Origin of the sequence: Ruminococcus sp. AF17-12 (genome assembly GCF_003479245.1) — a bacterium.
Taxonomy (GTDB): domain Bacteria; phylum Bacillota; class Clostridia; order Lachnospirales; family Lachnospiraceae; genus Blautia_A; species Blautia_A fusiformis.
In genome coordinates this window covers 217608-238141 of the sequence record NZ_QUGY01000006.1, presented here as the reverse complement: position 1 = coordinate 238141, position 20534 = coordinate 217608, and the positions used below count along the sequence as shown (strand labels likewise).

The 20534-nt window shown below is 45.7% G+C and carries 17 protein-coding genes, 1 tRNA gene and 1 pseudogene; 2 read left to right on the top strand and 17 right to left on the bottom strand.

Translation table 11 applies throughout. The annotated features are described in order from the left end of the window. Positions 1–49: 49 nt before the first annotated feature. Both DWW77_RS09030 and DWW77_RS09025 read right to left on the bottom strand, forming a co-directional pair. Positions 50–1063, bottom strand: coding sequence for a uroporphyrinogen decarboxylase family protein (locus tag DWW77_RS09030; RefSeq protein ID WP_092068993.1), 1014 nt, complete (start codon positions 1061–1063; stop codon positions 50–52). 54 nt (positions 1064–1117) lie between these two features. Next, positions 1118–2518: an MFS transporter gene (locus DWW77_RS09025; RefSeq protein ID WP_022426479.1), complete on the bottom strand. Its 1401-nt coding sequence runs from the start codon at positions 2516–2518 to the stop codon at positions 1118–1120. Positions 2519–2779: 261 nt separating this feature from the next. Between DWW77_RS09025 and DWW77_RS09020 the strand changes: the two genes are divergently transcribed. After that, positions 2780–4360, top strand: a complete 1581-nt coding sequence (locus DWW77_RS09020) for a PucR family transcriptional regulator (protein ID WP_092068990.1) — start codon at positions 2780–2782, stop codon at positions 4358–4360. A gap of 21 nt (positions 4361–4381) precedes the next feature. On the opposite strand, the gene DWW77_RS09015 is transcribed toward DWW77_RS09020, so the two are convergent. The 8 genes and pseudogenes from DWW77_RS09015 to DWW77_RS08980 all read right to left on the bottom strand — a co-directional run. Next, positions 4382–5164: an arylamine N-acetyltransferase family protein gene (locus DWW77_RS09015; RefSeq protein WP_021650844.1), complete on the bottom strand. Its 783-nt coding sequence runs from the start codon at positions 5162–5164 to the stop codon at positions 4382–4384. 15 nt (positions 5165–5179) lie between these two features. Further along, on the bottom strand, positions 5180–5719 hold the full coding sequence (locus DWW77_RS09010) for a DUF2284 domain-containing protein (protein ID WP_110102179.1): 540 nt from the start codon (positions 5717–5719) through the stop codon (positions 5180–5182). A gap of 16 nt (positions 5720–5735) precedes the next feature. Then, complete coding sequence (locus DWW77_RS09005) at positions 5736–7436, bottom strand: ASKHA domain-containing protein (protein WP_180215028.1); 1701 nt, start codon at positions 7434–7436, stop codon at positions 5736–5738. 91 nt (positions 7437–7527) lie between these two features. Then, entirely contained in the window at positions 7528–8160 is a 633-nt protein-coding gene (locus DWW77_RS09000; RefSeq protein ID WP_015524728.1) for a cobalamin B12-binding domain-containing protein, read from the bottom strand. Positions 8161–8206: 46 nt separating this feature from the next. After that, positions 8207–9022, bottom strand: a complete 816-nt coding sequence (locus tag DWW77_RS08995; protein WP_021650848.1) for a methyltetrahydrofolate cobalamin methyltransferase — start codon at positions 9020–9022, stop codon at positions 8207–8209. A gap of 258 nt (positions 9023–9280) precedes the next feature. Further along, positions 9281–10213: a homoserine O-acetyltransferase MetA gene (gene metA, locus DWW77_RS08990; RefSeq protein ID WP_118608550.1), complete on the bottom strand. Its 933-nt coding sequence runs from the start codon at positions 10211–10213 to the stop codon at positions 9281–9283. 91 nt (positions 10214–10304) lie between these two features. Beyond that, a complete protein-coding gene (gene ligA, locus DWW77_RS08985) occupies positions 10305–12266 on the bottom strand; it encodes an NAD-dependent DNA ligase LigA (RefSeq protein WP_114002561.1) in 1962 nt (653 codons plus the stop codon). Positions 12267–12351: 85 nt separating this feature from the next. Beyond that, positions 12352–13002 (bottom strand): annotated as a pseudogene (locus DWW77_RS08980) (pseudouridine synthase); the annotation flags it as partial. Positions 13003–13114: 112 nt separating this feature from the next. Between DWW77_RS08980 and DWW77_RS08975 the strand changes: the two are divergent. Continuing rightward, a complete protein-coding gene (locus DWW77_RS08975; protein WP_110102174.1) occupies positions 13115–13651 on the top strand; it encodes an N-acetylmuramoyl-L-alanine amidase family protein in 537 nt (178 codons plus the stop codon). A gap of 65 nt (positions 13652–13716) precedes the next feature. Here DWW77_RS08975 and DWW77_RS08970 read toward each other — a convergent pair whose 3' ends face one another. From DWW77_RS08970 to DWW77_RS08940, 7 genes are all read right to left on the bottom strand, one after another. Beyond that, complete coding sequence (locus DWW77_RS08970; RefSeq protein ID WP_286188008.1) at positions 13717–14637, bottom strand: SH3 domain-containing protein; 921 nt, start codon at positions 14635–14637, stop codon at positions 13717–13719. Positions 14638–14694: 57 nt separating this feature from the next. Further along, positions 14695–14766, bottom strand: a tRNA-Arg gene (locus DWW77_RS08965). 207 nt (positions 14767–14973) lie between these two features. Further along, positions 14974–15804: a hypothetical protein gene (locus DWW77_RS08960; RefSeq protein WP_118608549.1), complete on the bottom strand. Its 831-nt coding sequence runs from the start codon at positions 15802–15804 to the stop codon at positions 14974–14976. A gap of 34 nt (positions 15805–15838) precedes the next feature. Then, complete coding sequence (locus tag DWW77_RS08955) at positions 15839–16903, bottom strand: DUF6077 domain-containing protein (protein ID WP_118608548.1); 1065 nt, start codon at positions 16901–16903, stop codon at positions 15839–15841. Between the two features lies 1 nt (position 16904). After that, positions 16905–19199 carry a xanthine dehydrogenase family protein molybdopterin-binding subunit gene (locus DWW77_RS08950; RefSeq protein ID WP_015524718.1) on the bottom strand — a complete coding sequence of 765 codons (2295 nt, stop codon included), beginning with the start codon at positions 19197–19199 and terminating at the stop codon, positions 16905–16907. Beyond that, complete coding sequence (locus tag DWW77_RS08945; RefSeq protein WP_015524717.1) at positions 19196–19666, bottom strand: (2Fe-2S)-binding protein; 471 nt, start codon at positions 19664–19666, stop codon at positions 19196–19198. Before DWW77_RS08945 ends, DWW77_RS08950 begins: the two co-directional genes overlap by 4 nt. Then, positions 19663–20475 (bottom strand): FAD binding domain-containing protein, encoded by an 813-nt coding sequence (locus DWW77_RS08940; protein ID WP_118608547.1) that lies wholly within the window; start codon positions 20473–20475, stop codon positions 19663–19665. Before DWW77_RS08940 ends, DWW77_RS08945 begins: the two co-directional genes overlap by 4 nt. Between the last annotated feature and the right edge of the window lie 59 nt (positions 20476–20534).

The following is a 20534-nucleotide window of genomic DNA, read 5'->3' as shown; positions in this document are numbered from 1 at the left end:
GATGCAACTCAATCATACCTTGAGGTTCTTTTTTATTCAATTGGCGCTTTTAATGAATTCCATACACCTCTTTATTATATTTTTCAATCTCGTCATCAATAATTGAATCTACATGAGGGAACAGACAACCGGGACCTCCATAGGTAATACATGGAATGAAATGTCCGTGTGGTGCATACTCCTCACATGCTCTTCTGACCTCCTTGCGGATCTCTTCTTCTGTGGAATCCACTCGGTCTACGATCGAAGCATCGATTCCACCCATAAGTGTCATTCTTCCGTTCAGCTGTTTCTGAAGCTTCGGAATATCATTCTGCGGAAGTGTTCCCTGCCAGATGTCAATCCCAAGATCAACCATATCCTCTATGATTGGTTCCATGAAGGAATCTGCGTGATGCATGATGATCACTCCATGGTCTTTCATATATTTATAGGATCTTTCATACTGTGGTTTGATAAATTCTCTCCATGTGTCCGGACTGATGAACAGGGACTGCTTGGAACCCCAGTCATCGTGGGAAAGGATGATATCTGGGTGGAGATTATCAACGATCAGCTTTGTAAGCTGGAAACGGTACTCCCCAATGGCATTGCAGAGATCCATCATATCCTCCGGCTCAAGGAGGAAGTTCACCAGCATATCCTCAAATCCCATCAGGAAGTGAAGCCTCTCAAAAACACCTGTAGGCATAAATGCCATGAAAAGGCTTCCTGAATCCTTTATCTCCTGTGCCTTCTGTTTAAATGGTTCCCATAAAGCCGGATCCGAGCACTGACCGACAATATCCGGAATCACCAGCTGCTCTTTCCATTCTGTGATATCATCAATGACCTTGTTGTCCTCTGTTACATGTGGCATTGCAGCCAGCTGTTCCTGAGGCCAGAGAATCTCAGTTCCGAAAAGATCCTTCATAGGCTCCATACCACGGTGACGGTTTCCACGCACATAATTATTTGCCGGGTTCGGCGGGTAAAAGGTCGCACCCTCATACTGTCTCAGAAGTCGTTCTGGCCTGCCGTCCTTTTTTATCGTTTCAAGTAAAATCTCCGATGCTTTCAACATAATGCTTCCTCCTTTATTATCCTGTGATCTTTCAAAATACCCGATCACTTATCTTTATGATCTTGCGTCAATCTCAGCCTGATACTGAAGAACCTTTTCCTTTGTGATCTTAAATCCAAACACCAGAAGCAGAAGACCTGCCAGACAGAAAATAGCCGGAACAAGTGCAAAGGAAATCGTCATTCCCTGACGGGCCGTTCCTTCAAGAACAACTCCGGATTTCCAGCCTACCGCCACAAGACAGGCGCTGAGGATCGTTCCTCTTAAGAATACGGCAATCTTCAGCGGAAGATTCTGTAATCCCATGATCCATCCGGATGCATCTTTTCCGCTCTTCCATGTTGCATACACTACAGTGTCCGCATAAAGTGCAGGTGAAGCTGCAAAAGCCATACCATAGAAGAACTGGGCAAGTGTCATAAGGGCGATCACTGTCATTGCATTTCCATAGAAAATATATACAAGGAACAGTGATACTGCCATTCCTGCATAAGCAATGATCATAGTTGTACGGGACGATATTGCTTTTGCAATGTATCTCATGGAAAAAGCTCCGATGATGGCACCGATGGCAACGCAGAGAAGATAAGTGGTCATCAGTCCCGGATTTCCCATTGCATCCCTGAAATAGTAAATAGCAGATGCTGCTGTTACAAATTTCACACACCATTTTGCAAGGTCTGCCAGCATCAGGACCATAAGAGGCGGATTCTGAAACAGGGAAGCAAACATCTCTCTGATCGTGATCTTTGTTTTGTCATTTTTCTTTCCTGCTGTTTCCGTTTCAATCTCTTCATAGCCTTCCGTCATCTTGAAATGGGCGAAATAGGTTACGACCATCAGAATACCCAGGCAGAAAGCTGCTGCTGCAAATTTATTTTTCTCACCGACATATCCGGCAAGAAGTGTTGCAAATGGAAGACCCATATAGGAAAACAACAGACCGCCTATGTTATTCCAGGTTGCCCTGGAGGATGCAAGCGTTGCTTTGTCTTCCGGTGTTTTACCAACAATACTGATCAGGGTTGCATTGGCAACATAGCTGAAATTCCATGCCACATGAGATGCGATGGATGCGGCAATGATCACCACTGCCGAAAGCCATTCATTATCACTGACACGTATGAACATGAATGCGTACAGAAACGGCACCATCCACGGAACCATGATCAGCCAGGAACGATAACGCCCCCATTTCTTTGCTTTTGTGCCATTGATGATTCCTCCGTAAAGCCAGGACAGACAGGCATCAACAATGGTAAATACGGAATTGATCACACCAGCTACACCAGCTGCAAAGCCTGCCAGATCCGTCAGAAATGTCATAAAGTAAAATGTCTCGATATTACTCATAAGAACAAATCCGGCATCACCAACACCAAAGAAATATTTCAGGGCATTTGTAAGACCCTTTTTCTGTTTCGGATCTTGTTTCGGTATTTCATTTTTACTCATTTTCTTTCCCCCTTCGCTGTTTTTTGTGGGACCGGCCATTTCCACAACTTCACGTTACCTTTGATGATTACAGTATAGTTGTTTTTTTCTTGTTCGTAAATCCGCACACTTCTTCATTCTTTCTCCAATGCTTCATACTTTTTGTACAGTTATTATTGTAAATATGCACAAATAATTTCCTCTCCGTTTTCTTTTTATTTTCCGTCTAATATGTTATAATTTCCTATAAATACAAGGCTTTTATGAATTGGAGGAAATATTTTGAACAAAAGAGAGCATTTCGTGAATAGCCTGCATACAGGCTTCCATCTTAATCTCCAGATCATTGCTGACGATTTTGCGGAGAAAAAAGAGGATGTTTCCATCCTCTGCCGTGAAGACCCCCTGACGCTGGATGGTCTTCGCATATATCAGGCAGGAGCCCTGCTAAAGCCATGCTACCTTTATCTTGTCTTCGGCAATTCTCTTTCCGAAAGCTTCCTGCGATACCAGAACATCGCATTTGTAGTGGTGGGCTCCGGTGATCTTTCCTGCTTTTCCGAAAGCTGCAGGATCCTTCACATTAAGGGAACCCTTTCTTTTTCTGAGGTCTTCAACCAAATACAGCAGACCTTTGACAGATATTCTGACTGGGACAGTAAACTCCAGCTTGCACTTGGAAGTATCGATCCGCTGAATGAGATGCTGGAAGCCAGTCTGGATATATTTCATAATCCGGTTTTTGCCCACGACACCAACTTTTATATCCTTTCTTCTCCCCGGCACGTAACCGGTATGTCCGAATGGGTCCATGACCAGCGTACAGGTAGACTCATCGCACCTTTAAGCCTGATTCAGGATTTCAAGCTTGATGCCGAATACCAGCGCACACTTATCACCCACGGCGCCAATATTTATTCCGAAGAGCTCCGCGGTTACCGTATCCTCTACATGAATCTCTGGGTCAGCGGCAATTATCAGGGCAGGCTTTGTGTAGATGAGCTCCAGACGGAGATACAGCCCGGACATTTTTCTGCTCTTGAGTATCTTGGCTCCTTTATCGAGCTATGCATCCGTCGGCACAATCTGTTCCAAATCTCAATGGGAAATGACTCCCGGCAGTTCTTCACGGAGTATCTTTCCGGAAAGCTCACAGAACTACAGGCAGTTACCGATCAGATCCAGTATCTGAACTGGAATCGCCATGACCGGTATCTTGTACTTCGTCTGGAAACCCAGCAGCAGGATGACCGTATGCACTCTTCCATCGCCACACTGGGACACATTGAAGCCCAGATCCCGGAAGGTCTGGCTTTTACCTATCAGCAGGGAATCGTTGTGATCGTTAATCTGTCCTTTAAGCACTCTGTATCTTCCGATGTTATCAGTTCACTTGCGATCATCCTGCGCGAAGGGCTTTTTAAAATGGGAGTAAGCTCTGAATTTCGTGATTTTCTCCTGATCCCTCAGGGATATATTCAGGCTGTTTCCGCCTTGCGCCTGGGCAAAAAAAGTCAGAGCATGGCCTGGTGCTATCATTTTGATGCTTATCTTCTGGAATATATGCTTTCCCAGATCAGCCATCAGATCAGTCCCGAGCTTCTGGTCTCTTCACGGCTGGATGCACTGCAGAATTATGACCGAAAAAACAATACTGAGCTGTATCACACACTCAAGGTCTATCTGGAGCATGAACGCAATTCTCTTCAGACAGCCCGTGAGCTTTTTATACATAGAAGTTCCCTGACCTACCGTCTGGAGCGCATCCAGAAACTCACAAAGGTTGATCTGGATAATCCGAAAGACCGGCTTCTTCTGCAGCTCTGCTTTCTTCTGCAGGAAAAGGACCAGACTGTCACCTGACAACCTGGTCCTTTTTTCTGCTTATATCTGTAAAAACTCCAATCCGAAATAATGTTCCATCCATAGCCTGATGGTTTCTTCCGAATCGCTTATTTTCGTTTCAATGGATCCATCTTCCTTCTGGATTGTAAGAACATCCCCGGTCAGCGCAACACTTCCTTCCGGTCTGCAGATGCTCACCACTCTTTTTCTGGTAATTAATACATCTGGAGATTTTGCACAATAGAAATTCAGCAGTTCAAAATCTGCTTCTACTGTAGGAGTCTGTGAAAATCTGAGTATTGGCAGATATTTTTCTTCTTTCCTTCGTTCAACAAGTATCTCTCCGTTTGTATTTCCCGGCTTCATGTTAACACGGTACCATCCGTTTTTTTCTCTGTGGATACCATCCTTCATAAGAACCGGCTTCTTGGGTCCGGGACCTCCGTATCCTACATCACAGTAATAGCTTCCTTCCTCAAAAATAACAAGGGTTGCCCGGTGCAGGACCGGCGGAAGCTCTTCCCGGTTCCACAATATCCTTACCGCCACAGGGATCACACGGAAATCCAAAGCTTTCAGAAGCTCATAAAACAATTTATTCAGCTCAAAGCAATATCCGCCTCGTTTTCTGACAATGATCTTCTCATAAATATCTTCCGACCTCAGAGAAGGAATCCTTCCCTCGTCAAAAACTTCCAGATTTTCAAAGGGAATACTGCAAAGATGAAGGTCCATTATCTTTTCCAGACATTTTTTATCTGTTCTTAATTCACCCTCATATCCGATCCTGTTCAGATATGCCTCCCGTTCTCTGTCATTCATTTTTTCACTCCTGTTCTATTCAAGAAGATAACAGCTGGTATAGGCGATCGTACAGGGACCATAATAGTATTCCAGACCATTTGCCTGGCATACCTGTGTTACCAGCATTCCATAGGCTTCCATCGAAGAAAATGCCTGTTCGGGGAAACGGCATGGAGCATCCGGATATGTACACGTTTTACATTTTGTACAGCACCCGGCCCCTATGGGGAGCATGCCCGGCCATCTTTCTCTGAGCATTTTTTCAAATTCATAAAAATTCTGTTTATGAACCGCTTCGGTCTCCATCATCGTCTCTCCGTCCAAAGGATCCTCCAGTTTCCCCACTGTCTGGACAATAATGCCTTCCCTGTACTTTTCTATCTTTTTTCTGCATACTTCAAGATCTCCGCATCCGGGAGGACAGCTCCAGCGTTTTGCATACATATGGCAGGTATTATTTTTGCACATTTCCCTTACCTCCGGCATAAGCTGGATCGAATCGCTCTTCAGAAGTGCTACATAAGAAAATCCTGCCTTTTTTCCCATCTCTTCCAGTTCTTTTATATTAAGCATATCCATTCTCCTCGCATTACGGAAAGCATAAGCCATCCACAAAACAGTCCTGGAACTCCGGCGAAGCTGCCAGCTCCACAAAATCCATATTTTTGACAGTCCGATCCATTTCTTTTCTTTCCTCTTCATTCAGAAGCGCGATCCTTGCACCTTCGCCTGCCGCATTTCCCACCGGCTGTATCCTGGGCAGCAGTCCGGCCGGGAACATCCCGATCGCTGCCGCACTTTCCGGATTCATGTAATTGCCGAATGCACCGGCAAGATAGACCCGTTTAATATCCTTTTCTGTGATCTCCAGTCTTTTCATAAGAAGAAAGATTCCCGCTGCGATAGCCGCTTTTGCCAGCTGTACCTCTCCGATATCCTTCTGTGTCAGATAAACGCCCCTGTCATTTCCCGACTTTTCCGGAGGTACCAGCACAAACACTCCCGCCTTTTCCTGGCCGCTTTCCAGATGACCACTTTCATCAATAAAGCCAGCCAGGTACAGCTGTGCCACAAGATCGATCAGACCTGAACCGCATAAGCCTGCCGGAGCCTTATTTCCTATAGTCGTGTATTCCCATTTTCCATTTTTGTATACTACATGATCTACTGCTCCTGCTCCTCCACGCATCCCGCACTCGATCTTTGCACCTTCAAATGCCGGACCGGCAGCTGTTGAACAACAGGCTAATCTCGTTTTATTTCCAAGGACCATCTCCCCGTTCGTTCCAATATCGATCATAAGGCTGATCTCGTTCTGCTGATCCTGTCTGAGCGTCAAAATGCAGCCACAGGTATCTGCCCCTACATACCCGGCTATATCAGGCAGCATAAGCAGCTGCCCCTTTCTGTGGATATGGAGCCCATATTGCTCTGCATTCAGTGTAAGCTCCTGACTGATCGCCGGATTATATGGTGCATGGACCAGCGATGCCGGAGAAATCCCAAGAAAAAGATGATGCATGCAGGTATTTCCTACCACAGATACCTGACAGATATCTAATGTGCTTCTTCCTGCTTCCTCTGCCAGTTCCTGGAGCATTTCATCAACCGCATTCCGTATGCAGCCGGTCAGCTGCTCTACGCCATGCTCCAGAGCATGATCCGCCCGCATGATCACATCTGCGCCATACTGAGTCTGTGGGTTCATTCTACTCTTGAGAGCCAGCTGTTTCCCGGTCAATGCATCCATAAGATAGCCAACCACCGTCGTGGTACCTATATCAAAAGCCGCAAAACAGATTTTTTTCTCTTCTCTGCTGATATCCAGGATCTTATTTCCTGCACAGATCACATACCATTCTTCTGCTTCTTTTCTGCAGCCATAAAGCTTCGATGCAATTTCAGTATCAGGCAGAACAGGTCTTTCCACATCCAGCTGTTCTGTCAGCCGCTCCCATTCAGAGCGGTTGTCTCCTGTCTCCGGTTTCTTAAGAATCACTTTTTTCTGTTTCAGATCAGGCCTGAACGCAACCGGTCTCTGCATTCCTTCTGTAAGGATCTCCTCTTCCTGGCATCCGGACAATGTATCTACTTCAAGGTCACTGTGGATTTCCGTCTGACATGCAAGCACCATGTGATCTTCTATTTTAACACGACATTTCCCGCACTTTCCCCGGCCTCCGCAAGGTGCATCAGGAACCAGCTTTGCTTTTCTTTCCGCCTCAAGGATCCTGGTACCCGGTTCCACCAGGATCTCCTTTTCCTCCCTGATAAATTTTATTCGGTACATTTTTATCCCTCCGATGGTCACTGTAAAGCAAAAGCCGCTCTGCCGTCTATGCCATGCACAGACAATACAGAGCGGCCTATTTTATTTTCCCTTATGCTGCCAAAGCTTTTGCAAGAACTGCTGCGCTTGCTGCATCTTCTGAATATCCATCTGCGCCGATCTCATCTGCAAATTCCTTCGTGATCGGTGCTCCTCCAACCATGATCTTAACATTGCTTCTGAAATCTTCCGCATTAAGTGCTGCAACTGTATCCTTCAGAGCCGGCATTGTAGTTGTGAGCAGCGCTGAAAGTGCAATTACCTTAACATCCGGATTTTCTTTGTAACATTCAATAACCTTCGATGCAGGTACATCAACACCGAGATCAATAACTTCAAAGCCGGCACTTTCGATCATCATTGCAACAAGATTCTTTCCGATATCATGAAGATCTCCTGCTACAGTAGCGATGATAAGTTTTCCCATACTTCCTGTAGCGCCGGATGCAAGATGTGGTTTCAGAACCTCAACACCCTTTTTCATTGCACGGGCTGCTACCAGCATTTCCGGAACAAAGATTTCTCCGTTCTTAAATCTTTCACCTACAACAGCCATTGCATCGATCATGCTGTTAAGAATCTCTGTTGCCTCACAGCCTTCATCAAGAGCTGACTGTACAGCTGCACCTACAAGTTTTGCTTTTCCTTTTTCTACCAATTCTGCTACTTCTGTGATTTTTGACATAATCAAACACCTCCGCTTTTATCCGCATTCCGCATATGCGTTTTATTTATTTTTTTACAGGTCCGATCAGACCTTCTCTGTATGCTCCGATGTATTCCATACAGTAATCATCCAGACCAAGCAATGCCTCTGTTGCATATACAAGTCCAAGCATATCTCTGTTTGTAGGATCCATGATCGCACTGTCAAGGCCGGCATTCATTGCAAGTACCACAAATCCGAAATTGATAAGCTTACGTACCGGCAGATTGAAGGAAATGTTGCTGATCGCCGCTGTAATGTGGATCATCGGATACTGTTTACGGACACTTGAAATTACTTCCACGTTCATCGCAATACCATCTTCAGATGTACAGAGCATCTCAACCAATGGATCAATATGGATACGATCCGGTGAAATTCCGTACTCTTTCGCTTTTGCCATGATCTTGTCAAATACCTTCAGCCTGTCTTCCGCACTTTTGGGGATACCTGTATCATCGCTTAGAAGTGCGATAACCTGCCACCCTTTATTTTCAGGCTGTGCCATAAGAGGAAAAATCTTATCGATCTTATCCCCTTCACCGGATACAGAGTTAAAAATACCCGGTTTTCTGCAGAATTTGTAAGCTTCTGTAAGAACATCTGCGCTGGGACTGTCTACGGAAATCGGAAGATCTGTCACTTCCTGAATACAGTCGATCATCCATTTCAAGGTTTCTACTTCTTCTGCTTCCGGAACAGATGCGCAACAATCGATATAGCTTGCTCCTGAGTTTGCCTGAGCAAGTGCCCGCTGCTTGATGAATTCTGCATCTCTGTTTGCGATCGCCTCCGCCACAGAGGGGATGGATCCATTGATTTTTTCACCTATGATTATCATATTATTTATCCTCCCGTTAACATATTCTGGCCTGCATCAAGAATTCTTATTTCAGTTCCATGTCTTTTATATAATGATTGTATCAAAATAAATGCAAAAAACCAGCCGCATTTCATACCATAAACATTGCATTTATTCCTACATTTTGTAGGAATGTTTTTCAGGAAAGACCTTCGTAAGCAGCAATCTAAAATAAGCCCATAAATCATAGCTTTGTCTACGATTTATGAGCTTATGCTAACACTTATTTCATATTCCTTAAATTTCCCTAAAATCCGGTGTCCCGTACAGGTCATACGGAGTACTCTGGTATACGTAATAATTCAACCAGTTCGTATACAGGTTGTTGGCATGGGCCCTCCAGGTGAGGAGTGGTTTGTTGTTTGGATCGTCATCTTTGTAATAGTTCTTCGGGATTTCAATAGGCAGACCCTTGGCAAGGTCTCTCTTATATTCGCCATCCAAAGTCACGCGGTCGTATTCCGGATGTCCCATAACAAAGATTTTACGTCCTCCCTCTGCCATTGCAAGGAACAGACCAGCCTCTTCGCTTTCCGCCAGGACCGTAAGGTCTTTGCATGCATGGATATCTGCAATAGGAACTTCTGTGTGTCTGGAATGCGGCGCAAGAAATACATCATCAAAGCCCCGGACCAGCGGGATCTTACGGTTCAGTACCCTGTGCTGGAAAAGTCCGAACATTTTCTTATCCAGAGGTTTTTTCTCCAGGCCATAAAAATGATAAAGACTGGCCTGCGCTGCCCAACAGAGAAAGATCGTGGAAGTCACATGCTTCTCAGTCCAATCCATGATCTTAGTCAGCTCATTCCAGTAATCCACTTCCTCAAAAGGCATCTGCTCCACCGGTGCTCCTGTGATGATCATTCCATCAAATTTACGTTTCTTTATATCGGTGAATGTTTCATAAAACTTGTTCAGATGGCTGAGAGATGTATTCTTGGCTTCATGGCTCTCCACAGCCATAAATGTCACATCCACCTGCAGCGGTGTATTGGAAAGAGAACGCAGAAGCTGCAGCTCTGTTTCTTCTTTCAGCGGCATCAGATTCAGGATCAGAATCTGAATCGGACGGATATCCTGGTGCATGGCACGTTTTTCGTCCATTACAAATATATTTTCTCTCTCCAGGATCTCCTTTACCGGAAGATCCCCCTGTGTTTTGATTGGCATTGTTTGCCCTCCTTATATATGAAGCGTCTCTTATAAAGGAGCCGCTCGGCTTTTTTCTTCAGATAAAAAGTATCTCCAGTCTGTACGGCCTTTACTGCACTCCGGCAAGTTTCCGAAAATCTTCTTCTGAAAGGATCGGAATCCCCAGTTCTCTTGCCTTTTTGTTTTTGGATGAATTGGACTGGATGTCGTTATTGATCAGATAATTGGTCTTTTTGGTAACTGAACCGGTAACCTTGCCTCCCAGGGATTCGATCAGCTCTTTGGCCTCACTTCGATTTCCAAAGTGCACCAGACTTCCTGTGATCACAAAATTCATTCCTTCAAAGATCTGTTCCTGTTTGGGACTGTCCTCCTGAATATGAAGAAAGTTCATCAGATGATCCAGGCGGCGATTATTATCCTCATCCCTAAAATAAGCTACCAGATTTCCGGCAATGACCGGCCCGATGGTATCAATATCACTGACCTCTTCCAGACTGGCATGACGTATCCTGTCCAAATCATTGTCAAAATGACGGCAGATCACCTTTGCATTAGCCAGACCGATATTTGCGATCCCAAGACTGTAGATCACCCTTGGAAGTGTAGTCTCTTTCGCCCGTTCAAGACTTTCCATAAGATTATCATAGGATTTCTGCCCAAAGCCTTCCATTTCCACGATCTCATCTTTATACCGGCTGATCTCAAAAATATCGCCAAAGTCATGGATAAATCCCCTGGCAATAAATTTCTCCAGTGTTGCCTCGGAAAGTCCGTCGATATTCATGGCATCCCTGCTTGTAAAAAGCCCAAAGGATTTGATCTTCTTGGCCGGGCACCCCGGATTGACGCAGAAAAGACATTCCACATCGTTTTCTTTCTTCACTACCGTTTCCTGTCCGCAGGCCGGGCAGGTATGCGGAATCGGTGCATTACCGCTTCCGGTCAGATTTTCCGCAATCTGAGGAATGATCATATTTGCTTTGTATACACGAATGGTATCTCCGATCCCCAGCTTCAGTTCCTTCATGATACTGATGTTATGCACACTGGCCCTGCTCACTGTGGTTCCTTCCAGTTCCACCGGCTCAAAAATTGCTACCGGATTGATCAGTCCGGTCCTGGACGGGCTCCACTCAATCTCCAGAAGTCTCGTATCACGCATCTCATCGGCCCATTTAAATGCCATGGCGTTCCTTGGAAACTTGGCCGTAGTTCCCAGAGATTCTCCGTAAGCAATATCATCATACAATGCCACAAGCCCATCTGACGGAAAATCATTGGTCGTAACTGCTTCCGCAAAGTAATCCATCGCTTCATCCAGAGTTTCCGCTGTGACTTTTCGATATTCCACAACCTCAAAGCCCTGTTCATTCAGCCACCGGAACTGCACCTCCCTGGAATTCCGGAAATCCACGCCTTCCGCACTCACTAAAGAAAAAGCATAAAACCGTACGTTTCTCTTCGCTGTAATTTCGTTATTCAGCTGGCGGACAGAACCACTGCAGAGATTTCTGGGATTTTTGTATTTGGCATCTGCATCTCCGATGGTTTCGTTGATCTTTTCAAAATCCGAATAGGTAATGATGGCTTCTCCGCGAAGTACCAGTCTCCCTTTAAAAGAAATTTTCAAAGGTATGTTCTTAAATACTCTGGCATTATTGGTAATAACCTCTCCCACAATACCATTTCCTCTGGTAACTGCCTTTATAAGCTCTCCGTTTTCATAGGTAAGCACGATCGTTAAGCCATCCAGCTTCCAGGATAAAAGTGTAGGATGCTCCCCGATAAACTCTCTCAAAGCTTCTCTCTCTTTGGTCTTATCCAGAGACAGCATCGGTCTCTCATGTTCCTCCTTGGGGAGCTGCTCCACTGCCTCATATCCTACATTAACGGTTGGACTGTCTGCCAGAACGATCCCTGTTTCTTTCTCCAGTGCGCTCAGAGTGTCGTACAGGGCGTCGTACTCCACGTTGGACATGATCTCCCTGTCTTCCTGATAATAGGCCCTGGACGCTTCCCGGAGCTTTTCTCCCAGCTCTTTCATTTTTTTTATGGATGATTCGTTCATGGCTTCCTCCCGTCCTTTTTTCTGATTTTTCGGAGGAAAGCATCTCCTCCAGTTCTTTTCGTTCTTCCGGTCGGATCTCACGATATTTCCCCTCTTCCAGGCCATCAATATACAGATTCATGATCCGAACACGTTTCAGTGTTACGACTTTATATCCGAAATATTCACACATACGACGGATCTGGCGGTTCAGACCCTGGGTAAGGATGATACGAAAACTGTTTTTCCCTGTTTTTGTAACCTTGCAGGGACGTGTGACCGTATCAAGGATCGGCACTCCGCCGCCCATACCACGGATAAATTCTTCTGTCACCGGTTTATTCACGGTCACCTGATATTCCTTTTCATGGTAGTTCCCCGCCTTCATGATACGGTTCACCAGATCTCCTTCATTGGTAAGGAGAAGCAGTCCTTCGGAATCTTTATCCAGCCGTCCTATGGGATAGATCCGCACCGGATAATCCAGATATTCTGTTACTGTCATCTCATTCCGCTGTTGTCTGGTGCTGCAGACAATCCCTTTTGGTTTATGAAAAAGAAGCAGGATCTTTTTTTCCTGTTTTTTTACAGGCTTTCCGTCAATACAGATCTCCGCATCCGGAAGGATCTTCATTCCTGTGGAAACCAGTTCTCCATTAGCAGTAACTCTCCCCGCTTCTGTCAGTCGGTCTGCCTCTCTTCTTGAGCAGACTCCTATATCGCTTAAATATTTATTGATTCTGATTTTTTCGTCCATTGTTCTATTATATATTTTTTCCCACGTGTTCGCAACCGGTTATTTTTCTTGTATTTTCTTTCTCATTATTGTATGATAAACAGAAATATACTTAAATATCAGGAGGAAAAACATGTCAGAGCATACTCCACGTATGAACCGGCTGCTGATCTTTGTCGCTGTTTTCCTGTGTCTGATCTGCGGTATTCTCTTTACCCAGTCATCGGCCGGTCCTTTTGAAAGCAGCAGTACTTCCGTAGTTTCCATAAATACCAGCGATATTTCGGCCATTGAACCAAGTTCAGATCGCGATCACCATACAGATGCATGGATATCTTCCGGCGCTCCTTCACCTTCCGCCACACCGTCTCCTGTTCCCACAGAGATTCCCGAAACAGAAAAGGTTTCGCCAGAGGCAGAAAACGGAGTCTGGACACCGGATGGCACCAACTGGAAATTTATGGTTGACGGAACCGCCTATACCGGATGGCTTACCGACACAGATGGTCATCGATATTATTTCAATAAGGACGGAATCATGCAGACCGGCTGGATCACCCTAGGCAAAAAACGTTATTATCTGGACGAAGACGGAATCATGCAGACCGGAACCATCACCGTAAATGGAAAAAAATACACATTGGCAGCAGACGGTTCACTCAAAAAATGATCTTTCGTTATATCAGAGCAACAAAAATGCAGGTTCTTCCGGAACCTGCATTTTATTAACCCTTATTATTCTAACAGACCACTATAAACATAACCGGTCTGTCCATCATAATCAACCTGTATCCAGTCGCCTTCCTGCCCTTTCTTTTCAACTTCCGTTCCTACAGAAAAACCACCGATAACCTCACCCTCTGAATCTGCGGAAGCACGAACATTACAATCCTCTGTAACTGTAAGCATTGTTCCTGCATCTGCGGAAGCACTGGCATCTTCACCAAGGCCCTGAAGGAATTCTGCCAGAGAGGGATCACTCTCCTGCGCAGCTTCATAGTCCGTCTTTACCTTTGTGATAAGCTCCTGCACATCCTTCTCAGATTCCAGTTTTTTCACATAGGCACTGATATCTGCATCGTCATCAGCACCACCTTTGATCTTCAGATTGCCGTCACTGCCCGTCTCCACATAAAACTGGCTCAGTGCCGGAACCGGAGTCTCAATTCCAGTACAGATATAATTAAAGACTACATAAACGACATACGAATCGTCCGTCAGTCCCTTCTTAGCGTAAACATTCTGTACCTCATACCCATCAATATAATCCCTTGAATTAATCTGCGACTCGTCAGCCGGCGTAAATCCGTCCTCAATCGTCTTAAGTGTTGCAATGTCTTTTTCCCCAAAAGCTTTATAATAGCTCTGAATCAGCTCGGTTACTTCCGTGCTGGCTTTTTCCATGGTTGTCTCCGCATCCGTATCTGCCGCGGAACTGGCGTCTTTCTTCTCGTCTGTCTCCCCATCATTTGCCGGAGAAGAAGGATCATTTTCCTGGTTACTTTGGGCTGTTGTCTGATCTTTATTGGAATTCCCCTTCTTACCTCCAACACAGGCGCGGACGCCAAAGATCAGAACAAGCACGATCACCAGAATGGCTCCGCCTAACATAAAATAGCGAAGGTTATCTGATAACCATTCTCTGAAATCATCCAAGTTCTTGTCCTCCTTATCATAACAACACGCCGGAACAATTCCCACTGTTCCGGGTAACACACCTGAAGGGAATCGAACCCCCGCACATGGTACCGGAAACCACTGCTCTATCCACTGAGCTACAGGTGCATAATGAAAAACATAACTTCTAAATTCAGGTATGAAATTATCAAAGTAGGTTTACACTGTTTATGATTTTAACACAAATCCATGAAATTGTAAAGATTTTTTTAAACAGTACATATTCATCACACATTTTATGGTTGCTGTTCACTCCGTTCTCCGTATCATTTTACGCACTTTAGTCATTTTTCCAGGCCAGAAGGGCGAACACATTCACCCTTCAAACCTGTATACCACATATTTTTCTGTCTGTGCAATAGGGGTACATCCTGCCTGACGAATATAGTCATGATTTGTAAGATCTACCGGAAGAACGAGATAATCGGTTTCCGTTCTTTTCAATACCTGCCGGAACTTATCGATCCCTACATCCATCTGATAACTGATCACATCCATGATCACTTTCTGGATCTGGTAGGCCTTGCTGTTTTCGTAGTTTCCTACCACAGTACTTCCTGCACGATACAGGATAAAATTACGATCCAGAACAAGGATCAGTGACGGATCATACTGTCTAGCCACCAGATTCAGCTCATTGTCAAAAACAACCTTGGGTTGTTCTTTATCGCAGTCCTGATGGATCACATCGCATACTGAGCGCAGCTCATTCGGGACTTTATAGATGTTTTCCGCCATCACATAATCTTTTGCAATGCCGGGAACAGGTGTCCCCGTAGTGACGATCACTGCCGCAAGGATCAGCGCTGTTACAGCCTTCAGCCATCGAAACCTTACCGCTTCCACGATCCGTACAGCATAATAGGCAGCACCCGGGATCACCGGAAGGATCCAGATAAAACGATAATATTCATTTTCAAAATGTACCTTTGGTATCACATATTTTACAAGAACCGGATTATATACCGTAAGTGCCAGAAAGACTAGATAATACAGGAACACTCTGGATTCTTTTCTCCTGCGGTAAAAAATATCCCAGAGTATACCTGCCAGAAAAAATACAGGCAGCAGACAGCCACTCCAGTAATTTTCCATACAGATCTGCACAAAACGCAGTCCCAGTTCTTCAATCGTTACTCCCGCCATTTTCTTCTCCTATCCATAGTATCCTCCCAGTTTCCTATGATGCCGGAAATGCGATCCATCCAAGCTTCGCCAAAAAATAAACCAGGGCATACAAAAATCCCGGCAGCATACAAAGCGCATAGGGAATCGCGTAGGAAAGCCTTTTCTTCAGCACCATCACCGGAAGGATCGCCGTACTGACTACTGCAGGATAAATAAGGGAGGATCCTGAAAACGTCAACGCACTGACTGCAGCAATGAAAAGCAGCACCCAGCTCTCTTTATTTCTGCCATCTTTGTTGAGCCAGAGCCGTATACTTACCAGAAGCGCTGCCGGAATGGAAATATTTGCCAGCAGGGCCTTCCCTTCATAAACCCGCATAAACGCAAAGGTTCCTGTTGTATAGATAGAAAAAGAAAACAATTGCATCAGACACACAAAAAGAACCATCAGGTCTGCTTTTTTTTCATCTCCACGAAAAAAGCTTTTTCCGATCTGGTAGATCAGAAGATTGATCATCAGCATGTTGATCACAGACATCACGACCTTGGACTGAACGATCGGGTGGATGCCCAGAAGGACACACCACACCGCATTGTTCATCGGATATGCAGAAAGATCATAGCGGAGATTAAAATTTCTCTGGATAACACCGGTAAGCGGACTGTATCGGGCAAGAGTGTCTGTATACACGGAAGTGCTTACTGCACCAATATAATGTGTTGCATCTGCAGTAACGTCCTGATATGCAGCCACCAGAAAACACTGCAGGATCACTGCCGCAGCGGTCAAAAGCAGCAGCAGTGAATGCTTCCGAAATGTTTCTCCTATCCGGTCCAGCTGTCCTTTCCAAAGTTTATGCGCAAACAGACATGCTGCCAGTACACAAGCTGCCATGATCACCATCCACAGATACGAAAAGGTACTCAGTTTTACCCATTTCAGTGTCATAGGAACTGCAAGTATCTCAAAAACCGCAAAATACAGAAGATATCCCAAGACCAGTTCCATGGTTACTTCCGCCTTCATTTTCAGTATCCGTGTCAGCAGACTTCCTGCACAGAAAAATACCAGCAGCTCCAGGATCAGTCCGGCAATTGCCAGTATCAGCTCCTGCATTTCACACCTTCTCCCCGGCTTCTCTGGCAAGGATTCCCATTGCAACCTTCTCCGGAGTGATCGGGAGCTCTCTGACACGTACACCTGTTGCATTATAAACCGCATTGGCAATAGCCGGACAAGGTGTATCGATCACAAGCTCACCAATGGATTTTGCACCAAAAGGACCTGTCTTCTCGTAGCTGCTCTCAAACTCGATCCGCACCTTCGGAATATCCATACGGTTGGGGATCTTATACTGCATAAAAGAATTGTTACGGATCTTTCCCTTATCTGTATACTGCACATCCTCATACAGAACCATTCCGATTCCCTGACCGATACCGCCTTCTGCCTGCACTCTGGCAAGATTTGGATTGATCGGAGTTCCACAGTCGATCACGCCCACATAATCAATGACATCGATCTGTCCGGTCTCTTTATCGACCTCCACTTCAGCGGCACCTACCATAAACGGTGGCGGAGAGATCGGAGAAGAATATTCTTTTACAACCTGAAGCTCACTGCAGACTCCACAGGTCGCTTTTCCTGCGATCTGCTGCAGCGTTACCTCTTTTCCGTCTTCTGTGCGGACTTTTTCTCCGTCAAAATCAGAATCCTCTGCAGATACTCCAAGCATCTGTGCGCCAAAAGCGTGGATTCTCTTTCTGAGTTCTCCGCAGGCCTGGATCACGGCATTTCCGGTTGCATAGGTTGTGGAAGATGCATAAGAACCGGAATCATAGGGAGAAATATCTGTATCCACACTGAATACCACGATATTTTTCATATCTGTATCCAGACAGTCTGCTGCCATCTGAGCAAGAATGGTATCACAGCCGGTTCCCATATCAGAACATCCAAGTGCCAGGGTATAGGAACCATCCTCATTTAATTTAATGTCTGCTCCGCCGACATCGATCCCTGCAATAGATGAGCCCTGCATGGCCATAGCGATACCGACACCCCGTACTTTGCCGTTACCCATATCACGGAACGGATATTTCTCATCCCATCCGATCATTTCCTTTGCACGGGCGAGGCATTTATCCATGGTACAGCTGCCGTTGATCGGTACATCCGGATATCCCGGAAGTGCCTCTCCCTCCATAGGCATGTTCAGCTCGCGGAATTTTACCGGATCCATCCCCATCTTATGAGCCAGCTCATCTGCTGCGGACTCCACAGCAAAAATACCCTGTGTGGCACCATAGCCACGATAAGCGCCAGCTGCCTGCATATTGGTGTAAACAACATCATAGGCAAAACGGTAGGCTTCCGTATGACGATACAGCGCAATGGATTTATGGCCTGAAAGTCCTACGGTTGTAGGCCCATGCTCTCCATAGGCACCGGTGTTGGAAAGAGTATAAAGATCGATCGCCTTTACAATACCGTTTTCGTCTGCACCCATACGGATATGGACTTCCATCTCATGACGCGGAGAAGACGCGATCATGGATTCCTTTCTGGAAAAAACGATCTTGGACGGACGCCCGGTAACCCATGTTACCAGTGCCGGGAAAACCTCACTGACAGAAGACTGTTTTGCACCAAAGCCCCCGCCGATACGAGGCTTGATCACACGAACTTTGGAAGACGGAATGTTCAGCGCATTTCCTACGATCCTTCGGATATGGAACGGGATCTGGGTGGAAGAAACCACCGTCAGTCTCTGAAAATGGTCCATATAACAGTAGGTACGGAAGGTCTCCATCATGGTCTGCTGATTTGCCTTTGTATGGTAAACCTGGTCTACTGTATACGCACATTTTTCCAGCATGGCATCCACATCACCCACTTCTTCTACATTGGAGGAACAGAGATTACGCTTATTATCTCCGCCGGCCGGGATCGGCATATACCAATCATCCTCCGGGTGCACCAGAATGGGATTATCCTTGGCTGTGTGGATATCCAGAACCGCTTCCTCCACACGATATTTTACCTTAATGCGTTTCAGGGCTTTATCTACTGCCTCTTCTGTCTCACCAGCTACGATGGCAACCGGATCCCCTACAAAACGCACATGCTTATCTATGATATAGCGATCCCATGGACTGATCTCCGGCGCTGTCTGCCCGGCCAGGGTAAATCTTTTGTGGGAAACATCCTCATAGGTCAGAACACAGGCAATCCCCTCGATCTTCTTTGCAGCATCTGTCTTGATCTCTTCCACCCAGGCATTGGCATGAGGACTTCTTAAGATCTTGACGATCAGGCAGTCAGAAGGTGCGAGATCATCGGTATAGACCGGTTTTCCGGTTACCAGCGACATTGCATCTGTTTTTGGCACCGGCTTGTTTACGTATTTCATTTTCCTTCCTCCTGTCCTTTTTTATAGTCGAGAAATTTCAGGATACTTCTGGTCTGTCCCACAAATCCCGAGCAACGGCACAGATTTCCGGAAAGATACTCCAGGATATCCTCTTCTGTGGGATCTTCCAGTTCCTTTAACATGGCAAATACATTCATGATAAATCCCGGATTGCAGAAGCCACACTGCTCTGCTCCCTCATTTGCCATAAAAGCGCCGAATTCCTTTGCTTCCTCCTGCATTCCCTCCAGAGTCACGATCCGTTTCCCGTCTGCGCGGGCAGCCAGCATGGAGCAGGACAGTACCGGACGTTCATCCATCAGCACAGTACAGAGACCACAGTTTGCAGTCTCACAGCCACGTTTTACGCTGTAACAGCTGTTTTTCCGCAGGAAATCCAGAAGCAGTTCATCCGGACGTACCTCTGCCTGCCGTTTTACACCATTCAGCCAGAAAGTGATATTCATTCTGCTCTCCCTCCGATCTCTTCCCAGGCTCTTCTTGTAAGGACTTTCACAAGAAGACTTCTGTATTCTTTTGAAGCACGCATGTTCTTGTCTGTAGAAACATGTTCCGCTGCATATGCGGCAAAAGATGCTGCTGCATCCTTTTTCTGCTGTGCATTCATCTGTACAAAATCTTTTAAGATTTCCTCTTCATCTTCCACGATCATTGCTTTTCCGGGTCTGGCCCCAATGACAGTTCTTGCTTTTCCGTCAATAAGAGCGGCCGCACAGGTGAGCACAGGAAAATCTGTGGAATTGTTCCGCTGACTTAAGTACACACTGTTCAGCGGCTGTTTTTTTACAATGATATTTACCAGGATATCGTTATCCTTTTCCATGGATGCAAACTGTGCAAGCGGAATGGTTCCGCCATTGTACAGCTCCACACAGGTATCCAGTGCCAGAAACATGGTCAGTACATCGGAAAATCCGAATCTTCCAAAAATACTTCCGCCCACTGTGGCACAGTTTCGAAACTGCACACCCACAATGTGCCGTACACTTTCCCGGATAGCACCGTTTGTATAGGCATTCAGCTTTTTATGGGTTTCCAGCGCATGAAGTGGTGTCATGCAGCCGATCACAAATGCGTCTTCCGTTTCTGTAATAGTATCCAGCCCAAGACCTGACAGGTCAATGGCTGTCATGATGTTCCGGTTTCCCATTTTCAGCCAGACCATACCGCCCAGCACACAGGCTGTTCTTTTCTGGTTCAGTTCATATGCCTGTTCAAGGCTTTCTGCCTTTACGTAATTCTTTATCTTCAGCATACTTTATTCCCTTCTGAATTCTCATTCTCTTTCATCGCGGCTGTTTTTTCAGCCAGACA